We start from the raw sequence: 26,967 nt of genomic DNA on the forward strand, positions 1-26,967 counted from the left end.
TCCGTAGTCTGACCCCCCTTAACTGACTACGATTTGACTACTACACAAGGCATCCGTTTGCTCCGTTTTGCATTATTTTGCAAAAAGTGTAGTTTTAGAAAATAAAAATACGATGCCCGGAAAAGTCGATAAATCAACGCAAAACACGGCAATACAGGGCATTTCAGAACAGGAGAAATTTTATGATTAAAGTGTTATTCATCTGCCACGGCATAAAGTGAAGAAAAATGCCGCAAGGTGTTAAAGGTGGGCAGGGTACAGACACCTACCCTTGCAATGCTTGTGGAGCGTGAAAGCAAGATTATGAATTTCAAGAAAGAGCAGTATTTCATGGCTCATATCCTCTGCGGCGGCGTAGATGCAGCCACAGAGAGGATTGACAGTAAAACAGAAGCAGAAAAGATTGCAGGAGCTTGTCGGAACGGACAGGCTCTTGTTACGTCTGTGGCAAAGGAAGAAAAGACGGTGGCACCGCCGAAACTTTATGACCTTACCACGCTTCAGAGGGATGCCAACCGCCTATTCGGTTTTACAGCAAAGCAGACCTTAGAGTACACCCAGGGCCTTTATGAAAAGAAGCTGTGTACCTATCCGAAAACAGACAGTCAGTATTTGTCTGACGATATGGAGCAGACAGCCGGAAATGTGATTGAAGCAATTTTGGGTTCCATATTGTTTGAGGAAAATAGGATGTTCAATCCGGATATTAAGCGGGTGTTAAACAGCAAAAAGGTTACAGAACACCATGCGATTATTCCCACAATGGAGATTGCAAAAGCTGACCTTGCAGCCCTGCCGGAAACGGAGCGAAAGATTTTATCCCTTGTGGCCAACAGACTGCTGTGTGCTACGGGGGAGAAACATCTTTATGAAACGGTTAAGGCAGAGCTATCCTGTGGTGATTACACCTTTGCTGCTTCCGGCAAGTCGGTCTTAAAAAACAGGTGGAAAGATTTTGAGGATGCCTTTAAGCGTTCTTTTAAGACACCGGAAGAGAAAGAGCAGGAGGATAAGAAACTGCCGGAGCTTTCAAAGGGGCAGACCTTTGACGGGGGGCAGACGAAGATTAGCGAGCATTACACCACACCGCCGAAGCACTTTACGGAAGATTCCCTTCTGTCTGCAATGGAGCGAGCCGGAAAAGAGGACATGAGTGACGATGTGGAGCGCAAAGGACTCTGTACACCTGCCACCAGAGCAGACATTATAGAGAAGTTAGTCAAGGACGGTTTCGTGAAGCGTGAGAAAAAGCAGATGATCCCTACAGAGGATGGAATGAAGCTGATTACGGTGCTTCCCGATGTTGTAAAGTCCCCGAAACTTACCGCTGACTGGGGAAATGCCCTTACCCTTGTTGCAAAGGGAGAGATGGAGCGTGAGGACTTTATGACAGATATTGAAACAATGGTATCTGACTTAATCCACACCTACCGCGAAGTCAGTGACGAGCAGAAAAAGATGTTCGCACAGGAGCAGAAGGTACTTGGTAAATGTCCGAACTGCGGCGGTGAAGTAGTAAAGGGAAAATACGGAGCTTTCTGTAAGAATAAGTGCGGCATGAATGTAAGCCGGATCATGGGCGTTGCTCTGTCAGATGAACAGGTGGAAAGCGTGCTTGCCGGGAAAAAGACACTGTTAAAGGGGCTTACGAGCAAGGCGGGCAAGAAATACGATGCCTATATCATTCCGAGCGGTACGGAAGAATACCACTACACAAAGGACGGAGAAGAAAAGTCCGGAGTGCAGTTTAAGTTTGTCATGGAGTTTCCCAATAAGAAATTTACAGGAAAGAAAAAATAAAAGGAGGACGTAACAATGGGAGCAGAAGAAACAAAGAAAGTACAGGACAATGAGAGCAAGGCGGACAAGTTTGTCCGTCTTGGGGAGTATCGTGTGAACAAGGTCATTGATGCAATCGGCAGGCTTGAGAACCTTTCTAACCGCACCAATTATGAGTACACACAGGAGCAGGTGGAAGCCATGTTTTCCATTATGGGAAAAAGGCTTTTGGAAGTCAAAGGCAGATTTGCCCCGAAAAAGGAAAAAGAAGATACGTTTTCATTTGGAAGAAAAGCAGAATAGGGAGGAAAGCCAGAATGAAGCAGTTAGAAAAAGAAATCAATGTAACAAGCCAGAGAAACATGATGAAGCGGTACCAGATGTACGGTGCCACAGTATCGAAGCTGACAGAGAAATCACAGAATGACACCAAGAAGGGAGAGAAAAAGTAATGAAATATAGAGATTTTGTAGAACAGGTAAAAGAACAAATACAGGATTTCCTTCCTGAAAGGTTTGCAGATGTTGCAGTTTAGGTCAATCAGATTGTAAAGAATAATGATTGTGTTCTGGACGGTCTGATGGTAAGAACAGAAGAAAGTAATATTGCACCTACCATTTATCTGAATCCATATTTTGAGCAGATACAGGATGGAGCAGAATTGGATGATGTATTAGCTCAGATTGCAAGTGTGTATCAGTCACATTATATAGATCATGATATAGATGTATCGGCAGTTACCGATTTTGACAAGATTAAGGAAAAAATTGTATGTAAGCTGATCAACGAGGAAGCAAATCAGCAGTTCCTTCAGGATAAACCGTACTCCAAGTTGGAAGATTTAGCAGTTGTGTATCAGATTTTAATGGATAAAACAGGAGAAGGAACTGCGACCATTACAGATAATCTGATGGATGGATATGGAATCACACTTGAAGAACTGCATGACCAGGCATTGCAGAATATGGATACTTTGCAGCTACATAGTTTCAAAGGAATGAATGAGACGGTTGCGGAGATGATTGCAGTTGATATTGCAAGAGAAGAAAATGTGGGTATGGATGAAGCAAAAGAAATGGCAATGCAGATGATGCCGGATATTCCCGATACCATGTTTGTGCTGACAAATGATACAAAAGTAAATGGGGCGGCTGCAATTTTAAATGACGATATCAGACAGGAAATCGCTGAGAAGGTAGGAGATTTTTACATGCTGCCTTCTTCAATCCATGAAACGCTGATTCTACCGAAAGATGCGGGAATGGAGTTTAAAGAACTTGAGCAAATGGTACAGGAAGTAAATCAGACACAGGTGGCGCCGGGAGAACGTCTTTCGGATCATGTGTATGAGTATGATGCCAAAGAACATGAATTGTTCCACAGTGACCGGGCAGAGGAACGTGCCAAGCAGAAAGAGGAAAAAAGAGATAACCGCCATGAGCGTGTTTCGGTAAAAGAGAAACTTGCAGAGAAGAAAGATGCTGTTATTAAGATGAATGCCGGGAAAGAGCATTCTGCACCGAAAAAAAGGAAGCAGTGATATAGGGAGGAAAAGATTATGTTTACAACAGGGGACAAGTTATTAAATGTGATGAAAGAGGAAGAAATCGGGATTGCGGAGCTTGCCAGAATTTCCGGTGTGCCAGAGAGAACAATCCTTGACATTATGGCAGGAGTTAAGGAACCGGAGCTTGGCGTTATGTGCAAGATTGCAGAGGGACTTGGCATCTGTGTCCATGAGCTTCGTGCGGATGAGGAGTACTATGCGGTATCCGTTCCGAAGGATACCATTGCCAAGCTGATCGTTGTCAGCGAGATTAACAACGTGGAGCTTGAGGAACTGATCAACTGTATTCTGGAAAAAGGCATTGAGGAGCATGGTTTTTATGCCTAGCGTCAAATCGAAATATAATTATGTAACTGAAAAAGTCATATATTGAATATTATTTTGTTGCAAATTATGGTATAATATATTAGATAAAAGAGAAAGGGTGTGAATTACATACATGATGCAAAAGATACTTGCACTAGTGGCAATATTTGCGGATATTCTCACAATATTATCTGTATGGGGGATAAATGAAGAAAGCCCATTATGGCTAAAAATAGTGATAACAATAATAGCTATTGTAATAGGTATTGTTATGGTTGTTTTAACCCATGATGCATATGATATTATGGTAAAAAGATATCATTATAAGGAAAAGGAGAATGAGTTTAGAGTTTATACAAAGAAGAATAAGTATCTTGTAGATGGATCAGTTGTAAGCATTTATTATAAATATGAAGAACATGAAGAAGAACATGACGAGTTAGTGGCATTGGGCTATGTATTTATAGATGATAACGATCCAGATATACAGATTAAAATTTTTAATATGATAAATGAAAAATTAGTAAGAAACATCCTTTCAAGTAATAAGAGTTGCAAGAAATACCATATAAAACCTAATGTCGAATTTTCTCGTATTTCAGAAATTGTTATGAATGAAAGTGAGGCGAATGATAGTGTTTAAAAGCAAAAAAAGAAGTTTAAGTGCTCCTGCACGTATAGTGTCTGCTGATGGAAATAAAGTAGTAGTTGAAGTGGAAATAGATAAGGCAAAATACAGGAGGGGACAGGTGGTTGTTGCAACAGTATCAACTAAAGAAAAAACAACAGAAGGAAAACCCGTTATTGTATCAGATGTTGTTGCGCAAGGACCAATAGCAGAGGTTAGTGGAAAGCGAGTTACAATTTGTTCAAGTAGGAATAATCCTATTGTATCTAGAAGAGCTGCGACAGAAGCAAAAAAGCATGATACAAAGGTAAATGTGAGAGTAGTCCAATAAATAGTGTTATTTGGGGCATCTGAGAGAAATCTTAGGTGCCTTTTATTATTGGGAGGTACAGATAGAAAATGAATAAAGTTTACCGTCACTGGTGGCAATGGCTCATGAACGAACCATAGCCACCTTTTTTGTTGCAGAAAATCAAATAAGAATGGAGGTTTACCATGAGAAAATATAAATTGATTTCCGCACTGGCAGAGGAAACAGCAAAAGAAGTCGTGCGGAATGAAGAAAGCTGGAGGCGGTACTTAAATACTGCTTCCAGACTGTACAAATATCCGTTCAAGGAACAGCTTTTAATCTATGCCCAAAGACCGGATGCAACCGCCTGTGCTTCAATAGAGATATGGAATGAAAAGATGCACTGCTGGGTAAACAAAGGTGCAAAGGGCATTGCGTTGATTGATGAGGATAGTTTTTCAGGTTTGAAGTATGTCTTTGATATTTCAGATGTGCATAAGGCAAGAAAAATCGGACAATTCCCTAACCTTTGGGAGATGCGTGAGGAACACATGGAAGCAGTGATTTCCCGTTTGGAAAAAACTTATGGGGACACCGACAGGGAAGCCGGGTTTGTGGGACGTATCCGGGAGATTGCCGGACGGATTGCAGAGGACTGTTATAAAGAGCTTACCGTCTTGAGGACAATATCGCAAAGCATTACCCGATGCAGATTACAGCCTTAAAAGAAAGGCTTGAGGGATACCGGACGGATATTCAGACCTACGCAGCGCATAAGCCGGTGGATAAGGACGCTTTTTCCATGAAGATAGGCAACCGTACCTATACGGACAAAAAGGAAGCGGGTGCGGCTTTAATTGATATGTGCCGGAGTGCAAAACAGCCAAACATGGCGGTCACAATCGGGGAATATCAGGGCTTTAAGATGAGCGTGTCCTTTGACTCGTTCTTCTCCAAGTTTACGATCAGCTTAAAAGGAAGTCTTAGCCATGAGGTGGAAATCGGAGCCGATCCGCTTGGAAATCTGCAAAGACTTTCCAATGCTTTAGAGAGAATGACCGGGAAAATGGCAGACGTGGAGCAGAAGCTTTCCAACGTGGAACATCAGCTTGAAACCGCAAAGGTGGAAGTCACAAAACCTTTTGCACAGGAGCAAGAACTGGCGGAGAAGTTAGAGCGTCTTGCAGAGTTAAATGCACTTCTTAATATGGACGAAAAAGGCGATAATGCGCTGGATATGGGTGATGATGAGCCGGAGGAAGAAACCGGAGAGCAGAGTACACAGGCACAGGAGGGTGAGCTGGACAGGGCAGAAAGTACACAGGAAGTAGCGGATGTCCCTAGAGGACGAATATCTGTCAAGGAGAAACTTGCCCAGATGCGCGAGAAGGCATATGGGAAGAAATCACTAGAAACGCCAGATATTTCAAAAGAAAAGAGGCAAAAAGAGATTATAATGTGATAGGGAGGATCCTCCCTCCCTATCGGTAAAAAAGTAGATATTTTATTAAAATGTTGTATTGTATGTTATAATACTAGTAAATTTACTGATGTGCGATAAAGAAGTAATAGAAGTGTAAAAAATTTTGCCGTTCCTATCCGGCACTTAGCTCTTGTGTCGGATAGGTCGGGCGGTTATTCGGGCAAGTCCACCTTGCCAACAAAAGAATAATAAATCTCAATGTCCTGTCTGCGGGTCTTGTTCTCGTCATAGCTGCACTCATGTACAACGATTTTCTCTACAAACTCCCGCAGCAGAGTAGGGGTAAGTTCTTCAAAGCTGGTATGCCGCCGGACAACATTCATAAACTTTTCTGCGTTCACGGTGGCTTCCTGTGCTTTGGAAAGCTCCGCTTGGATAGCGGCGGCTTTTTCTTTCAGTTCCCGTTGCTCTGCTTCATAGTCTGCCGACAGCTCTGTGAAACGCTCGTCTGATATGCGCCCGGTCACGCTGTCCTCATACAGCCGCTTGAAGATAGCGGATAACTCGGCTATGCGTTTCTCGGCGGCTTCCAGTTCCTTTTTCTTGGCGGCGTTCCTGCGCTTGCCCCCGTCCTCGTTCTGCTCAATCAAGAGCTTTATAAACCGAGCTTCATGCTTTGCCGCATAGCTGGTCACTTTCCGCAGATTGGATAGTACACCAGCGGTCAAGAGGTCGGTGCGGATAAAGTGCGCCGTACAGTCATGGGTGCGTTTCTTGTAGTTGCCGCAGATATAACAGTCCTGCTTGCGCTTGTCCGTCTGGTATCGCTGCTGATACATCACACTGCCGCAGTCTGCACAGAACAGTATGCCGGAGAACAAGCCCACTTCATCATAGCGGTTGGGGCGTTTGCGCTGCTTGCGAAGCTCCTGCACCCGTTCCCATGTTTGGGTGTCTATGATAGGCTCGTGGTGGTTCTCGAATATCGCTTGCTTTTCCTCCGGGTTTTCTACGCTGTGCTTGACTTTATAAGAGAGTTTTTCCGTCTTGAAGTTTACCAGGCAGCCCGTGTATTCCCGGTTTTCAAGGATATGCACAACGGTATTGGTTGCCCACTTGCACTCATAGCCGGGGTGGTAGCGGCGGGTGCTGCCCGTCCTGCGGTATTCCAGCGTCCCCGGCGTGGGGATTTGCTGCTCTGTGAGCATACGGGCTATCTTGGTCGGACCGTTCCCGGCAAGGCAGAAGTTGTATATCTGCTTGACTACGGGTGCAGCTTCCTCGTCAATAATGAAATTTTCGTCCTCGTCCATGAGGTAGCCATACACAGGCTTGCTTGTGATGGGCTTGCCACTCATACCTTTTGAGCGTTTCACTGCTTTGATTTTCTTGCTCGTATCTCTCACCAGCCATTCGTTAAAGATATTCCGCAGCGGGGCAAAGTCATTGTCGCCCTGTGCGCTGTCCACTCCGTCATTGATAGCGATGAAGCGGACACCTTTCTGTGGGAAAATCATTTCTGTGTACATTCCCACTTGCAGGTAGTTTCGCCCTAATCTCGACATATCCTTTACGATAACTGTCCCGACTTTTCCGGCTTCAATGTCCGCAAGCATGGCTTGAAAACCGGGTCTTTGAAAGTTCGCACCAGAATAACCGTCGTCCGTGTACCAGCGCAGATTGGAAAAGCCGTTCTGCTTTGCATAGGTTTCAAGGATACGCTTCTGATTGGAAATGGAATTGCTCTCGCCTTGCAGCTCGTCCTCATGGGAAAGTCTTGGGTAAAGGGCGGTAATTGGTTGTTGGTTGGTCTGTCTTAACATAAAATCCTCCGTTTCCGACAGCCAGCCCCACTATTCCGTACCTTGATTGTACCACATGGGGCGGCTGTCTGTATAGCGGCAAAAGCGTCAAATCTGCTTCTTTATGGTCGGTCAAATCGCCGGTTTTTGTGTAGCAGCTTCCGCTTCCAGCACTTTCATCATCTTGTCGGCTGCGGTGTCGGTTGCACCCTGCTTGAAGAAGCCGGAAACGGTAAGGACGGAGTTGCCCATGCGGATTTCCGTCACACAGTCCGGGCGGCGGTCTGTTTTGGTGGTGCTTGTCTGTTTGGTTTCTGTCATAGGCTCTCCTTTCGCTGCTTCATCAGTTGCTTTAAGCGTTCCAGCTTTTCCTGTGCGGTTTCCTTTCGGAAGTTGCTGCCCGTGAAGCGGACGGGGGCGCACATGGAAGTCAGCCTGTCATAGATACGGGCGTGGGGCGTGTCCTGCGGGTGCTGCAATTCCTCCAGCGTGAGGTTGGTCGTGGCGATCAGCGGCTTGTCGCTTCGGTAACGGCTGTCAATCACGCTGTAAACCTGTTCCAGCCCGTATTCTGTTCCTCGCTCCATACCAAAATCATCAAGTATCAGCAGGGGGTAGCTGCAAAGGCGGGAAATATATTCGTTCCTGCCATCAAAGCTGGCAGCAAGGTCATTGAGTATGGTTGCAAAGTTTGTCATACAGACGGCAACCTCTTTCTCCATAAGGGCGTTGGCGATACAGGCGGCAAGGTAGCTTTTTCCTGTCCCCACGCCGCCCCAAAACAGGTAGCCGATGTTTTCAGCCTGCATGGTTTCCCAGCTCTCCACATAAAAGCGGGCGGTTTCGGTCTGCGGGTTTCTGCCGTTGTCATGCTCAAATGTCCAGTTCCGCATAGCAGGGTCGGTAAAGCCCCGGCGTTTCAAGTCCTCCACTTTTTCAAGGTGCTTCTGTCGGCTTTCGGCGGCTTGCTGCTTTTCACGGGCTGCTCGCTGGCAGTCGCAGTCTGTTGGGTGGCGGTCACGCCCGAAACAGGTCTTTCCCTCTGCAAAGTAGGCTTCTTTGGGCGTATGGCACTTGCCGCAGTATAAAAGCCCGTCCTCGCCTGTGTAGTCCTCCGCTTCGGCGGTAGTGGCTGTAATGTCCGTAATCATAGCTTCAATCTCGTTTTTCATAAGCTCTCGCCCTCCTTGCATGAATAATCGGGTATGCCCTGTTTCGGGGCAGCCTTGCCTTTGGCAGCGTCTTCCTGCGCCCACTTGTAAATGGTGGCTGCATGGCTGTGGTACTGCTTCCCAGTGGAAGCGATATGGCAGGAAAGCCGGTCAATATAATACTCCCACTTGTCGGGCAGCTCTGTTTTCAGCCCGGAAAGCTCTGTATCGGTCAGTATCACATTGTTGTATCTGCCATAAGCGGCGGGGGCGGGGTGTCCCGTTTCTCCCTCTCTCTCTTTTTCTATCTCTATCTCTTTCTCTAACTCTATCTCTTTCTCTGGTGGACGAATGTCGGACAAATGTCCGCCTTTTGTCCGGGGCGGTAAAAGTGCCTTGTTTTCCAGCCTTGCAGCCCGTTTTCGCTCGGCTTCGGTAGAGGACTGTCCTATCATCAACTCAATGTCGGTCATATAGAAAGCCCCGCTGTCAAGCTGCTCCACAAGCCCCAACTGCCGGAAAATCTCTAAAGCCCTCTCAACCGTCCCTATCTGGTGGCGGGTCAGTGTCGCTATCATCTGCGCTGTGTAGGGGATATGCTCGTCAAGCTGCAACTTCCCGCCGTTTTTCAGCGATTTTAAGTACAGCTTCAAGAGGATATTGGAGTATAAAATCCCGTCTTTCATATCTTCCAGCAGCACAATGGAGTCGCTGTCAAAAAAGTTCTCTTTCAGCTTGAGGTAGTAATACTTGCGGTTATCTGCCATTGTCCCTGTCCTCCTTTTTCCGGCGTTTGGAGTAGTAGTGGGGGCAGAGTATGATAACCGCCCGGAAGCTCTGCTTGCAGCTATGGGTACAGCCCCGGCAGAGGTCGTTGTATGTGATACGGTCGCAGGTGGTATTCCCGACTTTTACTTGCCGCAGGAAAAAAGACCATTCCAGCCGCCGTTTCTTGCTCATTCTTGGCATGGGTGCGCTCCTTTCTGCCGTTTCCGCTGGTGTGGCGGTATCGGCGGTAATTCTGTATCATCTCGGTATCATTTTCGGGGTTTTTCTGCCCTGTAAGCCCGTTAAAAAATCCTTTGGTATTGCGGATAGGGTGCGGGGCAGCCCCCTTGTTCTGTATGGGTTCGGGTACATTTTGGGGCGGTTTTTATCGCTCCTGTTCCTGCCTTTTCACAGGCTTGCGTTCCCGGCGTAAAATCTGGTCGATATTGCCCTTGACAGTCTGTAAGCGGCGGTATTCCTCCCGTTTTGCCCGGTAATCGTTGTAGCCGCTGTTTTTCTCTTTGATAAGGCTTTCAATCTCTGCTTGCAGGGCTTTATAGCTCGGCAGCTTGGAAATGCCGTTCTCCCTGAAATAGCGGGCGGCTGCGTCTGCTATGATAAAGTCGCTTTCATGCTTCTGTCGGTAGGCTGCTTTTGCCTTGGCGTTTTTCTGCTGTTTCAGCCCGTCCCGGACAGGGCGGGTCTTGGAATAGGCAAGCACCTGCCGTTGCAGCTCCTTTTTCCCGTTCAGTGTCTTTTCCACCTGCTTCAGCTCTGTAAGGCTTTCCTGCATGGCGGCATAGGCGGCAGAACGGGCTTCGTCCAGTTCCTCCGGGGAAGAAAAGCCGTACTGCTGGTAGGCGGTAACGGTAGCTGCCATTTGCTTTAGATTGTGCTTTGACGCCCAGCGGTCATAGCCCACGCCCTTGCCCTCGGCTCGCTTGGCTTCCCGGTCAACCATGCGCTGCAAGGTGTTGTCTGCCGGGGTGGTTTTTGTGGTTTTTTCCCCTTGTAACGGCTTTTTAACTGCGGCAGGATATTCGGGTATGGCTTTGGTCTGTTCGGCGGCTCTGTGGGCGTTCTGCGTGAGCAGGGCAAGGACAGCAGCCTTGTCAAAATCGTCCCCCAGCTTCCGGGCTGTGATAGGCTTTGTCCTGTCCGGTGTGAGGTAGGAAAGCCTCCCCCGGCTCTCCTTGACGGTCACACCCTCCCGCAGCAAAAGGGAAGAAAACTCGTCAAAGCTGGTAGCTTGGGAAAGTGCCTGCCGTATCGTCCGGCGCAGCTTCGCCTTGTCCGTTTCAAACTTGGTGGGCTTGGTCGGCTGTCCTGCGGCTTCTCTGGCGGCGTTCTCTTTATCAAGGGCAAGCTGCCCTTTCTTTGCCGCCCAGTATTCCCGTTCGGTTATCCGTTCCTTGCTGCCGTTCAAGAGGTCGATTTGGTAAAGTCCCTCCCGGTGGCACATCTCCATGACTTCACTCTTGAAATATTCCATAGCGGCGTTGGTGCAGCGGTGCTTGCAGCCCTCCCGTGTGTCGGCTGGTCTGTCCATGTAGGGCAGAAGCGGGACTTCATAAATCCGCAGGGAGTTGATGACGATATGCACATGGATATTGCCGCTGTGGTTATGCCCGTCCGGGTGGGTGCAGACTAAGGCTTGGTGTCCGGGGAAATGCTCTTTACAGAACTGCTCGCCCAGCTCCTGCGCCCGGTCTACGGTCAAGCCGTTGTCTGTCCCGTCCCGTGGGTCAAAGCTGATGATATAGTGGTGGCTTTTCACATCTTCCCGTTTTTGGTTTTTCTCATAGCGGAGATTAGCCCGCATACAGGCAACAGCGAAATCCTCGCCCCCACAGTTGAGGGAAGAAATGCGGTAATCCTCCCTCGGTATCAGCCGCCCGTTTTCATCAAGGGTGGGCTTCATGGTAAACTCGTCATGCTCAAATGTGAGATAGGCTTCCGCTGCGCCATAGTCCGCATTTTTAGAGCTGATATGTTTGAATGTTGCCAACAGCGTCACCCACTTTCTGCAAGACTTCAAACTTTAGGGCAGCAAGGTCGGAAACCGCCGCCCGTACCTCCCCGGCAAGCTGCGGGTAGGGGCTGTGCCACTCGTTCAGCGTCCGGGCTATCTGGTTTAAGTTGCCGCCGATCCTGCCGTATTCGGCGGTCAGCTTCCCGACAGCGGCAAGCAACTCGTCATTGACGGGGGAAACGGTTATGATGGGGCGTATGGCTGCCCCGGTTATGGCTTGCCGGATAAACTCGGCTTGGCTCATGTTGTAAGCAGAAAGCCGTTGGGCAAACTCGGCGTATTCTTCCTCGGTCATGCGTGTTTTGACTACCCGGCTGCGGTGCGGTGTGTTGTATCGTTTTCGCATGGTAAAACCTCCTTTCTGTGCGTGGTGTCCTCTCACTAATAGGAGAAAAACGGGGTGTGAAGCGGAACTGTTTTTGAAAAATCCGAAAAAATATTTTGAAGGATTTTTAAGCGGCGCAAGCCGCATAAGCAGGGTTTGGGGAAGGCACTCCCCAACAAGATTCCCGCAGGGGCAAAATGAGCGAAAAGCGAATTTTGGTACTGCGGTAGAATCTTGCTCTAAAAAACTACCGCTTTCCTCGGCGGCTCTGGTTTGCGGATATACTGGCTTGCTCCACCAATATAGCGATTGCGGCGGCGTGTTCTGCCCGCTGTTCACCACTACAACGGTGAAAAGGGGGCGTTTTGGCAAACGCAGCGAAAATTTTTTTATTTTCCCTGTCTGCTCCCTACAACAATCCGGCGGTGTGGTTTGCCAAAGATTTTTGAAAATGGGCGCAAAAAAAGCAGTAAACCTTTTCAAGATTTACTGCTTATCTGCCGCTGTGATGGGCGGCGGTATTAAATTGTCAGCCGTTTTTCAAATGGAATTTATCTGCAATCGCTTTCTTTCCGCTTTCCAATTCCTTTTCTGTAATCTTCCATAATCCTAACGCAATGATCTGCTATCTTTTGCATTCCGAGTTCTTCAAAAAAGGCAATTTGTATTTTCATCAGTTCTTCACAAACAGTCAACTTCTGCTCATCCATATTGCTAATAGCAAGCCATGGGAACGCTTTATATTTCTTAGTGTCCCCAATGAGAAAATTGTACCCTATCAACTCATTTTCACGGAAAACGAAATAGAATTGTGGGCCTGAACCTGGAACTGACTTTTCCATAATTTGCTGCATTGTTCTCACGCCGCCGTATGCCGGAAAAAAACCTATTCGCTCAAGAGCATTTAATATGTCAATCCTTTTATCTGTGGGTATGTCTCTATAATTGATAATCTGTTCCATTTGCTCTACCCTCATTGAAGTTTAATTTGTCAGGCTCTAATTATACAACTTTTCTGTTTAGCGGTCAAAGCGGAACTTCAACAGGCTTTCTATCAGTTGCCTGACGATATGCTCCTGCATATCCGTGTTAATCTGTCCGTCCATTTTCGCACAAGAGCGGACATATCCCGCATAATGGGATAGGACGGCGGCAACAGCTTCCGGGTCGCCCTCGCTTGCCTTAACGATTGTCTCATAGGGAAGTAGCTGGCTCATAGGACAAACCCTCCAACTCTGCCCGTAGCCGCCGTAAAATCATCTGAATACGCCGCCCGGTTGTGTTGCCAGCCCGTCCATATCTCCGTCCAATCTCCCTATGCGTCAATCGTTGGAAGTAGTACAAGAAAATGATTTCCTGTTCCATCTGTGATAGTGCGGACAGGGCTGCGGCAAGCTCTGGACTTTCCAAAAGCACCATCTGACCACAGACGAAAAGCGGATAGCTGGTCATGCCGGATTGCTCCGCAAAGTATTTATCTGTGGTACTGAATGGATAGTGTTTTTCTTCTATCAGATATTCAAGCGAGATTTCCCGCTTGCGGCGGCTCCGTATGCTCCGGGCTGCGTCTATGGCAGCGTGGCGAATAACAGTCTTGCAAAAGGCATCGTGTGTATGCCGGATATGTTCTTGATACTTTTCGTGTTCGGTCATGGAAAATCCCCCTTTCTGAATAATGGCAGAGGGCGGCAGCATCTTGTGCTGTCGCCCTCTTGATTACCGAACAGCAAAGACGGGCGGGGCTGTCAACGGCGGCGCATTTGCGCCGTTCATCTTGACCGTTGACAGGCTCGGCTGGGTTTGCTATCTGCTCACGGCAATTCACTCTCATTGATAGGAATTGCCTCAAGTTCCGTATTCAAATTGTTCCAATAAGAGCCGATATCCGCACTTGTGAAATACTTAAAACCGCCTGCTGCTGACTTCAATTCGCCGTTTTTAACCCCATAGCAGGCGTAAATCAAATCGTAGCTTGTTCCATCTGAGAGGTTAAATCTAAAGCTGGTCACATCTGCTCCGGCAGTTTCCTCAGTCGTTTTGTCTTTTAGGGATAAGCCCTTGAACTTATCATACAGGGTCTTTATATCATTTTCAGCAACAACTACTTTCTTTTCTGCTGATGCAGGCACTCCGTCATAGTGGTACATTTCAACGTTTTCGACATCTTCAACCTCAAATGGGAAGTCGATTTTGACAGGCTCATAAGCAATGTTTATAGGTAACAGAAAGAGAGCTGTAAAAATTGCAATGATACAAAGAGCGATGGAAACGAGAACAGCAATCGTTATCTTTTTTCTGCCTCTCTGCTTTTCTTTTGCCTCATGGCGCATAATAACGCTTTCGCTTTCTTCGTGAAGAACATCTTCGCTCGTGTGAGAAAGCAATTTCTGATAAATTGCGTTACAGTCAGCACAGGCGTTCAAATGCTCTTTTACCATCTCTGCGCTTGCTTCGCTGCAAGCATCGTCAACATACAGCGGAAGAATATCTCGAACAATATCGCATTGTTTACTCATGCTTTTCATCCATCCTTTCTTGAATTTTTAGCTTTGCACGATGATAAGTAACTCTCGCCCATGATTCTGTTTTTCCAAAAATTGCAGCGATTTGTGAAAAAGATAGTTCCCCGAATACGCGAAGCTGAAAGACTTCTTTGTATGGTTCTTCCAAACGGTGAAGAACGAGGTGTATGCGGAACGCCATGTCAGAATCTGCAACTGAGTTCTCAACATTTTCATTTGATGGCAAGTCATTGATTTCACTCACATCAGCTACTCGCTGACGGCTTCGCATTTCATCATGGTAAAGATTTTTTGCTATGGAGCAGAGCCATGTCAATTCATCTGACTTACCTTTGAATTGTGATGTTGTAGAAACAGCCTTATAGAATGTGTTCTGCGTGATTTCCTCTGCTATCTCACGATTTTTGGCAAGAGAAATAGTATACGAGTATACCTGTAAATAGTAGGCTTTATAGAGTTTTTCATAGTCCATACTTGTCATCACCTCCTTCAGCTTCATAGGTTAGACGGAGAAATCGGAATTTCGTTACAAAGAAGTTTGAAATTTTTATACCTTTACGCTACTCTTGCTTTGTGCGGACTATTGGTAGACGCGCATTAACGGCAAGTAAAGAGATTGCTGTGTCAGCTTGATATGTTCAAATGCTAATTAAGTATAGCATACAGCTATGAATTTTTCTATTGCGTTCCCCTGACTTCGGAATAGTGGCAGGGCTGGCTATCCTTGTTTTGCTTTGTGCTTCTCTACCGTACATGAGCATTCTATTGAAGATTATCATAGGAGGATTGAACTATGTTTTTAAAATATTTACAGATAGTTAATTATAAAAATCTTAGATCTGCACGCTTTTCTTTTGTTGAAGGTGTTAATACAGTTATTGGTGAAAATGATTCGGGAAAATCTAATGCAATGACAGCATTAAGAATTTTATTAGATGATACATATTATTATAATACTAAAAGATTAAAGGAAAATGACTTTTCGGATTCGTTGGGAAAATGGAAAGGACATTGGATTATTCTCTCAGCAGTATTTGGAAAAATTACTTCTGAAGACAAAGAAACAGAGGTTTGTGCTGGAATTGTACCAGAAAATGAGAATGAAGAGTTTTTAAAGTCTTATATAAAGAGTGGGGAAGATGATATTGGTGTTATTTCTCTTTTTATTCGTCCACAAAAGCAGGTGAGAAAGAAATTGAGTGAAATAACAGATATTGCCGAGTTTGAGGAAGAAAGAAAAAAGATAAAAATATCAGATTATGAGTTTTATTATACAAGTAGAGCACAAACTGATTTTACAGACAAAGATATTTATACAAAAATTGTTGGGGACTTAGAAAAAGGACAATGTTCAGATCCTGATGAAGATGATGACAGAATTTTAGGATGCAAATTGAACATTGCAGATGTACAAGATCACATTTCGGTTGTATTTATTGACGCATTGCGTGATGCTGCAAGCGAATTAGGTAAGCCCAAAAATCCAATTAGAAGAATTATAGAATCAGTAGAATCGTTAATAAAAGAATCCGAGCTAAATACAATTAAATCTGAAATTGTTCAGTTAAATAAGTCTATTTCAGAAGTGGAACAAGTTGAATTGGTAGGACGAAAAATCAACGAAAAGCTACTTGATATGATAGGGATGGTCTATTCGCCAGAGATAATTTTACAATCTGGATTGAAGGATGATATAAATTCTTTGTCACGATATTTATTTATGAAGCCTTCAAAACAGAATGATATCGATTCGTTGGGATTAGGGCATTTAAACATGATTTATATGGCTTTAAAAATTGTGGAATATGAGGTAAATAGAACACGAGAATTGATAAATATCATGATAATTGAAGAGCCAGAGGCTCATATACATACACATATTCAGAGAACGCTATTCGATAAATTAAAAGTAACAAAAGACTATACTCAGATTATAACAACAACACATTCTACTTATTTAGCGGAAGTATCAGAGGTGAAAAATATTAATATCCTGAAGTCAATTGGTAGCAATAGTATTTCAATGCAACCGAGTCAGGGACTTGACGAATTTGGAAAAAAGAATTTACAGTTAAAGAATTTGAAATTATCCGACTGTATTGAACGATATTTGGATTCTAAACGGTCAGTTCTACTTTTTTCAAAGGGAGTTGTTTTAGTAGAAGGTGATGGGGAAGAAATATTAATTCCAAATCTTATTAAAAATGCATTAGGAGTATCTTTGGATGAGATGGGGATTGGTTTGGTCAATGTAGGAAGTGTGTCGTTTGAATATATTGCAAGTTTGTTCAGTGAAGAAAGAATTAAGAGAACATGTGCTATTGTTACCGATGAAGATATACAAATTGTAGAAACAGACAGTAAATTATATAAAGCTGAGGCAGAGAAAAGAGGAAAAAGTAGGAAGAAAAAGTTAGCAGATTTATATGGCACGAATCCTTGGGTTGAGTCTTTTTTTGCACCACATACATTAGAAGTTGATTTTGCATTGGCTGATGCACGGGCGAACAGTGACTATATTAGTGAAGTTGTAGAATTAAATTATGTTGATACTAATACGATTAAGAGACATAAAGAAAATTTAAAACAAGGAACAGATGCGGCATGTGCTAATACAGTTTTAACATTAGCCAGAGATATGGGAAAGGGCTGGTATGCCACCACCCTTTCAAATTACATTGATATAGCAGTTACTGTTCCACAATACATTTTGGGAGCGATTGCATTTGCAAGTAAAGAAGTAATTTCGATAGATATCGTTTTTAAAATGATAGAGTATTCATTAAGTGGATATGATGAAAAAGAAGTATTAGCCTTGAAAAAAGAGAGTGAAAAAATTAAAACACAGGAGGAAAGAAAGGAGTTTATTAAAAAATTTAGAGAAAGATATAAGGATGATGTTGTTGCAAAATTCTTAGAAGAAGTTGACAAATATTGTAGGGGTTGGTGTGAATAATGGATACCATGACTTTTTTAGATAAATTAAATCCGCAGCAAAGACAAGTTTGTGTTAATGAGGGGAATATATTGCTTAAAGCATGTCCGGGAAGTGGAAAAACAAGAACATTGACTTATAAATTAGCATATTCTGTCCAAAAATATATTACTTCAAAAAAACTTAATATTGCGATAACTTATACCAATAGAGCTGCTGATGAAATTAAGGAAAGACTAGAAAAAATAGATATTCCGGAGGATAAGGTTTGGGTAGGGACTATACATCAATTTTGTCTTGAGTTTATTATCAGACCTTATACAATGTACAATGAACGTTTGCGGAAAGGGTATCATATCATAGATGATTATGTCACAAAACAATATACTGATGAAATAATAGAAGAACTGGGAATTGATATTGGATATGATAAGCCTTTTGAATATCCGGAAATATTTGAGAAATATCAAACAAAGCTATTAAATGAAAAAGAGATAGATTTTAATGATATTTTAAGCATATCTTATGATTTAGTAAATCAGAATAAATTTATTGCGGAGAATATTGCTGGAATAATGAGAACAATTCTGGTGGATGAATATCAAGATACGAATGAACTTCAGTATAAAATATTGAGCAGTATTGTAAAATGTAATAAGAATATACAAGTAACATTCGTAGGAGATACGGATCAGGCAATATATGGGGGACTTGGAGGAGTTGCAAAGACCTGTGATGAATTACAGAAAGAGTTTGGAGTAAAATTCCAAGAGAAAAGACTAGATGGTTGTTATCGTACAACGCAACGTATAGTTGATTATTACTCGAATTTTCAATTACAGAGTGCAAAAATATATGCAGTCTCGGACATAAAGGATGAAAAGGGATGTTTGGTTTATGATGATACCATAAGTAAATCTGAGTTGTTTGAGAAAATTGCTTATATTGTAAAAGAAGAACTATCTCGAGGAATTCCAGATAATGAGATATGTATAATTGCACCACAATGGTGGTTGCTTTTCCCGCTATCGAAGAAAATTAAAGAATTATTGCCAAATGTAAAATTTGATGCACCAGATATCACGCCGATAAAATATGATCCAATGAATGTCTTTTATTTGATTTCAAAATTGATATTCACAGAGTCAGGACAAAAAATTCATTTAAGAAAGAAAATTGCAAATGAAATCATTGAGATTCTAACAGAAGAATATAAGATATATTTGTCTGATGAAATAGATAATTATAAGATTTTAAAAATAATTAATTCTATATCTGAAACAGATGAAAACGGTGTGGTATATTTACAGAAAGCAATAAATAATTTTTTGATAGAAATAGGTATTGATTTAAACATAGAATCACGATTACAGAAAGCATATGAAGATTTTATTTTAAAGGTTAAGGATAGAGTAAAAAATAACCATCTATCTACAGATATTGATACATTTAAACAATGTTTCAAAGAAAAAGAGGGTGTGGTTATCAATACATTTCATGGTGTGAAAGGAGAGGAATATACTACGGTTATTGCGTTTGGGATATTAAATGGGTATATTCCGCATTGGGATACTATAATAAATAAACCACATTATCGGGAAAGTGAAACAAAAAAGTTATTATATGTTGTTTGTTCGCGAGCAAAACAAAATTTATATCTCTTTTCTGAACAAGGACGTACAACACAAAAAGGAGCTCCGCTTACATCAACGGATGAGATAGTAGCGATTGATTATAAATACGACGATTTAAAATAAGTCAGTAAATAAGCGTAATTAATATGGAGCGGAGGAAAGGGCAGTTAATAAATCTTAATTGTCTTTTTTGTTATTTACAGCGACAGGGGCAGAAAGGAGACAGGAGTACATTGCAGAAATCAAAACGAATAAGGGCAGTAATGATAAAGGTTTATAAGTGAATATCGTAATTATGCAAAGGCAGTCAATAATGGCTGCCTTTTGTCATGCAAAAAATACGCAGATGGAGGGCATACAATGGCAGACGCTAAAACAGAAAAACAGAAAGTACAGGAAATAACGGAGAAGCTGGAGCAGGGAATCAAGGAGCTTTTTGAAAGCGAGAAGTACAAGACCTATCTGAATACTATGTCAAAATTTCATAATTATCAGGATACGGTTGAGGACAGAGAAGCACAGGTTGCCAACATCACTGAGGACATCAGAAATGGAAATACCGGGTATCTGAATGACTTTCTTAATGCGGTCATTTCTGAAGGCGTCAGAGAGGGCATTACGGACATTTTTGGAGGGGGTGTGGAGATTGAGGGCAGCGAAGCGGTTCAGACTGCAAGAAGGGCAAAGGAGCTGCTTGACAAGCTGGCAGAATACAAGCCGCTTGCAAAGGTGGAGGAGCTTGAAGAACAGAATTACAACATGATTGATAATGTCCTGAATAACGGAGCGGAGAAAAAGGAACAGGAGTAGACCAAAGGCAGAATTTCCATTAAGGAGAAGCTGGCAGAGAAAAAGGCGGTCATAAAGCAGAGGGATAAGGCGGAACGTACTTCACTGGAAAAGGAAACCGACAAAAAAACACAGAGGGAGATGTAAGAAGATGAGTAAATTCACAGTAGAAGAAATCAATTTTATGTGTGTGTTTGAGACACAGGATAGGTAGTATATGATTGGGCAGATCAGACAGGTCATGCCGCACATAAAGGACAGCGATATGGAGGAGCTTGGAGAGCAGGTGTTAGGTAAGCTCCAGAGCATGACTGATGAAGAATTTGCAGAGGTAGTGTTGGAATCAGTAGAGTAAATTTGAGATGGTGGGTAGTCGGCTGTGTGCTGGCTACTTGCTTTTTATTTTTATGTATACAATCCGATTGAGAAATTGTCTTTGAAAGGGTACAATTATAATGTATGTATAGTGCAGTTGAAAATGACACACAGTGTGTTCCGGTTTGTAATAGGTGGCGTTTAAAAGCCGAATACCATGTGGAAAGGAGTGGAAATAGTATGCCTAGAGGAAGAATACTGGAGCTAAAAAATAATTATGGAATAATTGATACAGACGCATATAAAGTTGAACATGAATGGATACCGTTTAGAATAGAAAAATCTATGTTGGAAGAAAAAGAAGGAAAACAATATATTAAATACACAGATGAGGTTGAGTTTTCCTTAAGTCAAAGTCAGGGAGTAAGAGACCGAGATATTAAAGAAGCCACAGATATTAGGTTTATAGGAGATGAATGGAAATATCAAGAACGAATTATTGAGAATAATGCCATTCAAAATATTAGAAAAAGGTTAAGTGAATACAATTTCTATTATCCGATATTGGATGATAAGGAATTTGTCGATTGGCTTGAAGGTAATAACTTTCAACCAAGAATGTTGGAATACTTATCGCCGGGAATATTTACTTGCAAAGAAATCATAAAAATGCAAGCAGGAAAGCATGTTGACCTTGATTGTATTGATGCTAAGTTTAAAATAGGTTTGCTTTTTGTAATAGATAGAATAGATATTGAGTTTAGGAAAAACATTTTGTCATGGACTACTGGCATAGAAAATGCTTATAAAACATATTTCAATAGAATAAGGATTGCTGATGACGGACATGATGTTGGAGCAGAAGTAATATCAGAATGGGTAGCCAAGAAACCTAAAATTGCGAAGTTGATTAAGCGGGCAAGAGATAAAAGAAGATACAGGGGCAGCTCGGATGAGTTTGACTACTTAACGGATGAGAATGCTGTGCCATTGTTGGATTTGATGGAACAGTTAGAGTTAAACGAGTTGTCAGAACTTATAACTATTTTTTATGATGTTTATTCTAGGAAAGACAGCATTCCAGATATTTTACATAAAATGAAAGAATGTATAGGATTTATCAGTGATTTGTGCGCCATAAGGAATGCAGCAGCTCATGGACGGTCAATTCTACCTACATTTATGGATCCTGATTATAACGGAAATTGGGATTTAGAATTTGATAATGTTGAAGGAAGATGTAGTGTGGAAAAGTGGATACTGTATGATTTGCTAAAGAAGAAGTGGGAGAGAATGGAACTTGGAGATTACTCCAAGCAAATAGTAAATACTTTATATGGAAATCCGCTTCGTAGAGCGTGGATAGAGCTTAATTACATATACTTCTACATAATTCGGGAAATAGAGAAAATGAGTTTCAAATTATTTGTGACCGAGGCAGAATGGTTTCTTAGCAAGGAAGAAGATATAAGGCAACAAATGAGTGGTGTAAATTTGTGCAGTTTAAGACTTTCTGATATGGGAAATACAACTTTAGGCGTTACAGCACCGCCTTATGATGAGATAGCACAAGAGGCTTTTTCTGTATGGGAATTGTTTGAAGGTAAATATAGATAATACAAAAATCGCACCCGCTAAACTGCAGGTGCGATACTTTTGTCAATATTACGAGTCCTACGCAGCTCCAGGACGGAACAACATATGACTCTAATAATATTATACACCATATTTGTATGAAGTCAAACAAAAAATTATTCAGATAAATCATTAGAAAATTCTTCACTTAAAAGGCTTTCATCATCATTATCAGAAGTAGTAAATTTCTCGCTTACAGGATAGGAGAAGTTTTTGCCCATTTTCTGAAAGCCATATTCAAGATAATGTGATTTGGGGATGAAGTTATTTTCCGTAAGATTATGTAGTTTGGTGAAAAGCGCTACAAGCCATTCCTGAAATTCTGTTTCTGGTTCTTTTTGGTCAAGCTCATTTTCGTAATAATGCCTCACGATACCAGCAAATATATCGGCAAATTGCACTGCAGGAGTTACAGCAGAGCTGACAAATAAGGGCATTTCTAATATGTGATGGAAAGAACGCCCAAACTTCGTTTTGAACAGAAAACCTGTAATTGCCTCAGCAATTTTTCGGTCAGCATCCTCATGTACCTCATCAAATATCATCATTGCTTTGCCATAGTGATGATGATTACAGTAAAACTCAACCTTTTTTAAAAGAAGGTAATACTGCTTCGGAAGATGATGTTCCGGAACAATAATTGGTTCATCTGGCTTGTCCATAATTACGGCAAAAATAGCAGCGTCATAAGAGACAATGATGTCTACCATGCCCTCAACATATGCTTTATTATTTGTACGATTCTTGGTAATGGTCGCTTCACGAATAAGTTTTGTAGACTTTATTTCGTCCTGTTTTCCATAAATTGAATCTTTTAATTTGTATATCTGATTTGTGATTGGTTTAATATCATTCGCATGGATACAGACACCAAGCAGGATAGGATTCTTGGTTGAATCTGTAGGGCGAGGGTATCCACTTTCATCTATGAATGTAAGCATATAAATAGGTTGCTCCTTTGTTAAGTAGTGAATTGATTATACTATAAAATGGGTTAACATACTACCTAATTTATAGAGATTGTTGTCTGTTTTTTGTGTCTTGAGTAGTGGGCATATCTTTCCCAAGATACTGATTGAGATTTTCCAACTTTCGGTTCAGCTCACGCACTTCCTTTTCGCAATCCTTATAGGTGGAAGTCAGCTCGCTTTTCTGCTTCATCAGTTCCTGATACTCCGCATTTAGCTTATCGACATTCAAGCCATTTAAGTTTATGCCTGCCTGTTCAAGCATACGTCTGGCGCCGCCATAAAGAATGATCTGGCTTTCGTATCTGCGGAAATATGCGTCCGGGTTCTTGGCTTTTTTGTAGCTGATATGATAGGAGCGGTTGTCTTTGTACTGCTGTGCGTATTCGATGATTTCCGCAAGGTCTTTGATGCGATGTTCCAGTTCCACAACGCTCTGCTTTGCAGACTTTCCGGCTTCGGTTTTCACCGCAATTTTGTGTTCCAGTTCTGCAAGGGAGCCGACTTCATTATAGCTCTGTGCGGCAATCTTTAAATTCTCAATGGCAGTCCACCTTTGCAGTCCCGGGCTGTTCTGAAATTTCTCGTCTGAGGTGTCAATGAGCCTGCGGGCAGAGTAGTCCCTTTTGGGGATTACTGCCTTTCGCTCCCGTTTCCTTTCAATGCATTCCCTGATACGTTCCTTTGTGTATTCCTTACCCAAAGATTTTGTACTGCCACGCACAAAACGCTCTTTATCCAGAGGGCGGAATGAGATATATTTGGCAGCTCCTTTTTCAAAAGTTTCCCCTTTGATTTCATAACCTTTGGCTCTCATTAGAAGCAGAAATTCATCGTAAGTGGAAGCCGACTTGATACATAAATTGATGCCCTTTCTAATCTGCGTTTTCCATGCAGAACCGTTCTGGTCGGACTGCCATTCTTTGTACTTTCTGCCACGCCGAGCACCCGGAATGATGACAGAAAGATTGTGCTCCTTGCATAGTTCATTACTCGGTTTCCGGATGTGGTAATAGGACTGTTTGCAGTCGTGATATTTGTTGTGTTCGATGTTGTCAGCGGCACAAAAAATGATGTGGTCATGAACGTGCTCTTTGTCAATATGGGTGGTAACAACATACGAATATTTCCCCTCTAAAAGTTTATCTGCGAGCTCCTTTCCAATGCGGTGTGCTTCTTCAAAACCAACTTCTCCCGGAGCAAAAGCCTGTATCAGATGATAGGCTTTGTTGGGACTGTTTTCCCGGCAGTGGTCGAGGGTATATTTGAAGTCATAAGTTGCGGTTTCCGGAGAACAGGCATAAGAGGAAACGAACATTTTTTCATCTGTCTTTTCGGGGTTGCAGATGTAGTCTATCGCTTTATCAACGGTTGCTTTGATAGCATGGATTTTTGTGTACGCCATATCTCATTCATCAACTCCTTTACTTCGTCCATATCTTCCTGATAAATATTCCCGGTGCTGTTTATTCGCTTGGCAATCTGATTCAGATTTGAGCTGATACGTCCAAGCTCCGTATTATAATTTCTTAAATAACTGTAATCCACGTCATAGACATAGCCATACAAAATGAGCTTTCGTAAGAAAGCGGACTTACTTTTCATGCCTGATACTCTGAACTTCTCGTCTAGGATATACTGCTCGTCATCATCGAGATAAATTTGCACCGGATTGGTGCGTTTTCTGTTTGCCATTTCTTTAACTCCTTTTTGATTTTGGGTACAAAAAAACTGCTGTAAAATGTTTGATGTTTTACAACAGTTTGTTTCAAAGTGTATTCGATTTTGGATAAAGTTATCCGAGAAAAATTGTAGCAAAATTGCAGAAGAAGGTCAATGATTTTGCTGTGAAAAGTGACTTAAAAAATATAAGAGGGTTAGGGATACTTCCCTATGGAAATTTACGGGTTGTGCCTGTGGCATAAAAGTAAATTTCAGCCTATGTGTCATGACATGGGCAGTGCTTGCTATGAGTGTTACCGACACTCCCGGAGGGTGTGTCGATAGTTGATTACTTAGGGAAGTAGTACTCTTATGGAAAACAGGATTAGCATAAATGTGTTTCGCTCCATTCTTTCATTTGCTCTAAAATTGGAACAAAGCTTTCGGCTAATTCTGTAAGGGTGTATTCTACTCTGGGAGGTATTTCTTGATAAATCTGACGATTGATCCATCCGTCATTTTCCAATTCCCTTAACTGTTTGGTAAGAGTTGATTTTGTAATTTCATTGCCAATTCTTCTTTGTAATTCCCCCAAGCGTTGTACTTTATAAACTGAAATGTACCACATAATTAAAATTTTCCATTTCCCTCCAATAACGGACTGCAACTTGGTCATCGGAACGCAGCTTGCCATAAGACTCTGACTACGAGAAAATTTGTTATCAGCCATAATAGCCCCTCCTTTGTATACAAATTATAAAATATCATTTAATGAATATCAAGGTAGTGTCTTTTTTAATATCAGGTAACCTATACTAATGTACTTAGTAGTAAATGATGCTGTCACAAGGGAGGCAATTACAAAGGATCAGATGCGAAAATTCTTAAAGTTTGTACATGATGATGTAGTTTACTGCAAGTATTATGAAGTAATATACATTCTTTTTCATACAGGTATGAGAATTTCGGAGTTTTGTGGATTGACGATGAAAGATATTGATTTAGAGAAAAAAACCATCAATATCGACCATCAGTTGCAGAGAACTTCGAAGATGGAGTATGTGATTGAGCCGACAAAGACGAATGCCGGAACAAGGGTAATTCCAATGACAAAAGAAGTTACAGAAATGTTTCGAGCAATCATTCAAGACAGACCGGAATATAAAGTGGAGAAAGTGGTAGGTGGATATACTGGATTTCTTTTTCTGGATAAGAAAGGAATGCCGTTGGTTGCCATGCATTGGGAACACAGATTTAACAGTATGGTTGGCAGGTATAACGAGATTTATAAGGTACAGATGCCAAATATCACACCCCATGTATGCCGTCATACATATTGCTCCAACATGGCTAAATCGGGAATGAATACTAAAACACTGCAATATCTGATGGGACATTCGGATATTGCTGTGACACTTAATGTTTACACCCACGTTGGACTTGAGGATGCAGAGAAAGAACTTCAGAAAATGCAGGGATTGGAAAATGCCAGAAAAGAGATGGGGATTTCGGACAAGGACGATAAGCCTTTGAAACAGAATATGTTCAAGGTGGTTTAAAAATAGAATATTGATATAGATTGGTGGCACTCAGGCCATAGACGGTCACACGTTTTGTGTGACCGTTTTTCTATGCACCGGTACTTCCATAGTGTTTCACTCCAAAGTGCCAAAAATTATATGCAATTATTGCCATGACCAAAGCAATAATTGGTGAAATATGGGCAATCCATAGATGTGGCAAGTTTTTTCCAAGTAGATTTGCTACAGGATAATATCCGGTAAGTGCATAAGGAACAACAAAGGTAAGTAATACTTGCATCCCTTTTGAATATATTTGTATCGGATAATCACAAAAGTTTTTGAGCCCATAATTGTTATCAGTCAGTAAGGAAACAATTTCTTCACTTTTTACTGTCCAAAAGCTGATTGTTCCAGTAATGACGGTAATTGCAGAAAATATAACAAATCCAGAAAGCAGGTTTAAGCTATAATATATAACATCAGTCACAGTCCATTGGATTGAAAGTCTTTGTAAGCTATATATCCAAAAATATATAGAGAAAAATAATCGTGGTAAAAATGTATATTGGAATTGCTGCAAAACTAAATATATAAATGGATTTATGGGACGAGTCAAATATAAGTCGAATTTCCCGCTGCGAACCAGTTCGCCTATATCTCGCATAGGACTCCAAAAAAAGAAACAGCTAAAAGAATAGGACAACCAGCTTGTTGTAAACATAAAAAGGACTTCATATTTGTTCCAACCGACAATATTGTTGAAATTATAGAATATAACATTAAAACCGGCAAAATATATACCGATCAATATTGTATTAGCTATCAGTTCAAGTAAGAGTGAAAAATGATACTCTAGTTTGCCTTTCATATATATTATGACAAAGCGTAGATATATTCTAATATAATTCATC

General features: G+C 42.0%; 31 protein-coding genes and 2 pseudogenes. 16 read left to right on the plus strand and 17 right to left on the minus strand.

What is annotated here, in order from left to right; all coding sequences use genetic code 11:
• The first annotated feature begins 237 nt into the window (after window positions 1–237).
• From OCV54_RS05395 to OCV54_RS05435, 9 genes are all read left to right on the plus strand, one after another.
• Window positions 238–1,800, plus strand: a complete 1,563-nt coding sequence (locus tag OCV54_RS05395; RefSeq protein ID WP_330377947.1) for a type IA DNA topoisomerase — start codon at window positions 238–240, stop codon at window positions 1,798–1,800.
• 15 nt (window positions 1,801–1,815) lie between these two features.
• The gene (locus tag OCV54_RS05400; protein WP_055222975.1) at window positions 1,816–2,082 is read left to right on the plus strand and encodes a hypothetical protein; all 267 of its coding nucleotides are present in this window, start codon (window positions 1,816–1,818) and stop codon (window positions 2,080–2,082) included.
• A 14-nt stretch (window positions 2,083–2,096) separates the two neighbouring features.
• On the plus strand, window positions 2,097–2,231 hold the full coding sequence (locus OCV54_RS05405) for a hypothetical protein (protein WP_262563265.1): 135 nt from the start codon (window positions 2,097–2,099) through the stop codon (window positions 2,229–2,231).
• Between the two features lie 92 nt (window positions 2,232–2,323).
• Window positions 2,324–3,319, plus strand: a complete 996-nt coding sequence (locus OCV54_RS05410; protein ID WP_262563269.1) for a DUF5688 family protein — start codon at window positions 2,324–2,326, stop codon at window positions 3,317–3,319.
• An 18-nt stretch (window positions 3,320–3,337) separates the two neighbouring features.
• On the plus strand, window positions 3,338–3,673 hold the full coding sequence (locus OCV54_RS05415; protein WP_055222977.1) for a helix-turn-helix domain-containing protein: 336 nt from the start codon (window positions 3,338–3,340) through the stop codon (window positions 3,671–3,673).
• Between the two features lie 112 nt (window positions 3,674–3,785).
• Window positions 3,786–4,295, plus strand: coding sequence for a hypothetical protein (locus OCV54_RS05420; protein WP_055222979.1), 510 nt, complete (start codon window positions 3,786–3,788; stop codon window positions 4,293–4,295).
• Entirely contained in the window at window positions 4,282–4,611 is a 330-nt protein-coding gene (locus OCV54_RS05425; protein WP_055222981.1) for a hypothetical protein, read from the plus strand. Before OCV54_RS05420 ends, OCV54_RS05425 begins: the two co-directional genes overlap by 14 nt.
• A gap of 164 nt (window positions 4,612–4,775) precedes the next feature.
• Window positions 4,776–5,297 carry a hypothetical protein gene (locus OCV54_RS05430; protein WP_055222983.1) on the plus strand — a complete coding sequence of 174 codons (522 nt, stop codon included), beginning with the start codon at window positions 4,776–4,778 and terminating at the stop codon, window positions 5,295–5,297.
• A complete protein-coding gene (locus tag OCV54_RS05435) occupies window positions 5,279–6,034 on the plus strand; it encodes a helicase (RefSeq protein WP_242859633.1) in 756 nt (251 codons plus the stop codon). The genes OCV54_RS05430 and OCV54_RS05435 overlap by 19 nt, the downstream gene beginning before the upstream one ends.
• Before the next feature lie 173 nt (window positions 6,035–6,207).
• On the opposite strand, the gene OCV54_RS05440 is transcribed toward OCV54_RS05435, so the two are convergent.
• From OCV54_RS05440 to OCV54_RS05470, 7 genes are all read right to left on the minus strand, one after another.
• On the minus strand, window positions 6,208–7,818 hold the full coding sequence (locus OCV54_RS05440; RefSeq protein WP_055222985.1) for a recombinase family protein: 1,611 nt from the start codon (window positions 7,816–7,818) through the stop codon (window positions 6,208–6,210).
• A 111-nt stretch (window positions 7,819–7,929) separates the two neighbouring features.
• Complete coding sequence (locus OCV54_RS05445) at window positions 7,930–8,118, minus strand: transposon-encoded TnpW family protein (RefSeq protein ID WP_055222987.1); 189 nt, start codon at window positions 8,116–8,118, stop codon at window positions 7,930–7,932.
• Window positions 8,115–8,969 (minus strand): ATP-binding protein, encoded by an 855-nt coding sequence (locus tag OCV54_RS05450; protein ID WP_055222989.1) that lies wholly within the window; start codon window positions 8,967–8,969, stop codon window positions 8,115–8,117. The genes OCV54_RS05445 and OCV54_RS05450 overlap by 4 nt, the downstream gene beginning before the upstream one ends.
• On the minus strand, window positions 8,966–9,715 hold the full coding sequence (locus OCV54_RS05455; RefSeq protein ID WP_008394427.1) for a phage replisome organizer N-terminal domain-containing protein: 750 nt from the start codon (window positions 9,713–9,715) through the stop codon (window positions 8,966–8,968). Before OCV54_RS05455 ends, OCV54_RS05450 begins: the two co-directional genes overlap by 4 nt.
• Entirely contained in the window at window positions 9,705–9,917 is a 213-nt protein-coding gene (locus OCV54_RS05460) for a hypothetical protein (RefSeq protein ID WP_058966390.1), read from the minus strand. Before OCV54_RS05460 ends, OCV54_RS05455 begins: the two co-directional genes overlap by 11 nt.
• Before the next feature lie 184 nt (window positions 9,918–10,101).
• A complete protein-coding gene (locus tag OCV54_RS05465; protein ID WP_055222991.1) occupies window positions 10,102–11,724 on the minus strand; it encodes a relaxase/mobilization nuclease domain-containing protein in 1,623 nt (540 codons plus the stop codon).
• Entirely contained in the window at window positions 11,696–12,094 is a 399-nt protein-coding gene (locus tag OCV54_RS05470) for a plasmid mobilization protein (protein ID WP_025486349.1), read from the minus strand. Before OCV54_RS05470 ends, OCV54_RS05465 begins: the two co-directional genes overlap by 29 nt.
• A gap of 73 nt (window positions 12,095–12,167) precedes the next feature.
• On the opposite strand from OCV54_RS05470, the gene OCV54_RS05475 reads away from it, so the two are divergent.
• Window positions 12,168–12,680, plus strand: a complete 513-nt coding sequence (locus tag OCV54_RS05475) for a hypothetical protein (protein WP_172678732.1) — start codon at window positions 12,168–12,170, stop codon at window positions 12,678–12,680.
• On the opposite strand, the gene OCV54_RS05480 is transcribed toward OCV54_RS05475, so the two are convergent.
• The 5 genes from OCV54_RS05480 to OCV54_RS05500 form a co-directional block, all read right to left on the minus strand.
• Complete coding sequence (locus OCV54_RS05480; RefSeq protein WP_015527903.1) at window positions 12,625–13,035, minus strand: hypothetical protein; 411 nt, start codon at window positions 13,033–13,035, stop codon at window positions 12,625–12,627. The genes OCV54_RS05475 and OCV54_RS05480 overlap by 56 nt on opposite strands.
• Window positions 13,036–13,092: 57 nt before the next feature.
• Entirely contained in the window at window positions 13,093–13,290 is a 198-nt protein-coding gene (locus OCV54_RS05485) for a helix-turn-helix domain-containing protein (RefSeq protein WP_005921293.1), read from the minus strand.
• Entirely contained in the window at window positions 13,268–13,726 is a 459-nt protein-coding gene (locus tag OCV54_RS05490; protein WP_023921375.1) for an RNA polymerase sigma factor, read from the minus strand. Before OCV54_RS05490 ends, OCV54_RS05485 begins: the two co-directional genes overlap by 23 nt.
• Before the next feature lie 158 nt (window positions 13,727–13,884).
• A complete protein-coding gene (locus OCV54_RS05495; protein ID WP_015527904.1) occupies window positions 13,885–14,589 on the minus strand; it encodes a zf-HC2 domain-containing protein in 705 nt (234 codons plus the stop codon).
• Window positions 14,582–15,067 carry an RNA polymerase sigma factor gene (locus OCV54_RS05500; protein ID WP_008818014.1) on the minus strand — a complete coding sequence of 162 codons (486 nt, stop codon included), beginning with the start codon at window positions 15,065–15,067 and terminating at the stop codon, window positions 14,582–14,584. The genes OCV54_RS05495 and OCV54_RS05500 overlap by 8 nt, the downstream gene beginning before the upstream one ends.
• Window positions 15,068–15,388: 321 nt before the next feature.
• On the opposite strand from OCV54_RS05500, the gene OCV54_RS05505 reads away from it, so the two are divergent.
• The 5 genes and pseudogenes from OCV54_RS05505 (at window position 15,389) to OCV54_RS05525 (ending at window position 21,885) form a co-directional block, all read left to right on the plus strand.
• Window positions 15,389–17,551, plus strand: coding sequence for an ATP-dependent nuclease (locus OCV54_RS05505; protein WP_055222992.1), 2,163 nt, complete (start codon window positions 15,389–15,391; stop codon window positions 17,549–17,551).
• A complete protein-coding gene (locus OCV54_RS05510) occupies window positions 17,551–19,287 on the plus strand; it encodes a UvrD-helicase domain-containing protein (protein ID WP_055222994.1) in 1,737 nt (578 codons plus the stop codon). The genes OCV54_RS05505 and OCV54_RS05510 overlap by 1 nt, the downstream gene beginning before the upstream one ends.
• A gap of 237 nt (window positions 19,288–19,524) precedes the next feature.
• A pseudogene (locus OCV54_RS05515) lies at window positions 19,525–20,100 on the plus strand (DUF4316 domain-containing protein).
• A 70-nt stretch (window positions 20,101–20,170) separates the two neighbouring features.
• A complete protein-coding gene (locus OCV54_RS05520) occupies window positions 20,171–20,308 on the plus strand; it encodes a transposon-transfer assisting family protein (protein ID WP_330377948.1) in 138 nt (45 codons plus the stop codon).
• A 104-nt stretch (window positions 20,309–20,412) separates the two neighbouring features.
• A complete protein-coding gene (locus OCV54_RS05525) occupies window positions 20,413–21,885 on the plus strand; it encodes an Abi family protein (RefSeq protein ID WP_082431272.1) in 1,473 nt (490 codons plus the stop codon).
• Between the two features lie 134 nt (window positions 21,886–22,019).
• On the opposite strand, the gene OCV54_RS05530 is transcribed toward OCV54_RS05525, so the two are convergent.
• From OCV54_RS05530 to OCV54_RS05545, 4 genes are all read right to left on the minus strand, one after another.
• Entirely contained in the window at window positions 22,020–22,844 is an 825-nt protein-coding gene (locus OCV54_RS05530) for a DUF3800 domain-containing protein (RefSeq protein WP_055222998.1), read from the minus strand.
• A 70-nt stretch (window positions 22,845–22,914) separates the two neighbouring features.
• Window positions 22,915–24,276: a relaxase/mobilization nuclease domain-containing protein gene (locus OCV54_RS05535; protein ID WP_055223000.1), complete on the minus strand. Its 1,362-nt coding sequence runs from the start codon at window positions 24,274–24,276 to the stop codon at window positions 22,915–22,917.
• Entirely contained in the window at window positions 24,225–24,566 is a 342-nt protein-coding gene (locus tag OCV54_RS05540; protein ID WP_055223001.1) for a MobC family plasmid mobilization relaxosome protein, read from the minus strand. The genes OCV54_RS05535 and OCV54_RS05540 overlap by 52 nt, the downstream gene beginning before the upstream one ends.
• 352 nt (window positions 24,567–24,918) lie before the next feature.
• Window positions 24,919–25,263, minus strand: coding sequence for a winged helix-turn-helix transcriptional regulator (locus tag OCV54_RS05545; protein ID WP_015533659.1), 345 nt, complete (start codon window positions 25,261–25,263; stop codon window positions 24,919–24,921).
• A 94-nt stretch (window positions 25,264–25,357) separates the two neighbouring features.
• On the opposite strand from OCV54_RS05545, the pseudogene OCV54_RS05550 reads away from it, so the two are divergent.
• Window positions 25,358–26,092: pseudogene (locus OCV54_RS05550) on the plus strand (site-specific integrase); the annotation flags it as partial.
• A 70-nt stretch (window positions 26,093–26,162) separates the two neighbouring features.
• On the opposite strand, the gene OCV54_RS05555 reads toward OCV54_RS05550, so the two are convergent.
• Entirely contained in the window at window positions 26,163–26,966 is an 804-nt protein-coding gene (locus OCV54_RS05555; protein ID WP_055223003.1) for an ABC transporter permease, read from the minus strand.
• Between the last annotated feature and the right edge of the window lies 1 nt (window position 26,967).

The organism is Coprococcus aceti, from assembly GCF_025567285.1.
Lineage (GTDB): Bacteria > Bacillota > Clostridia > Lachnospirales > Lachnospiraceae > Coprococcus > Coprococcus aceti.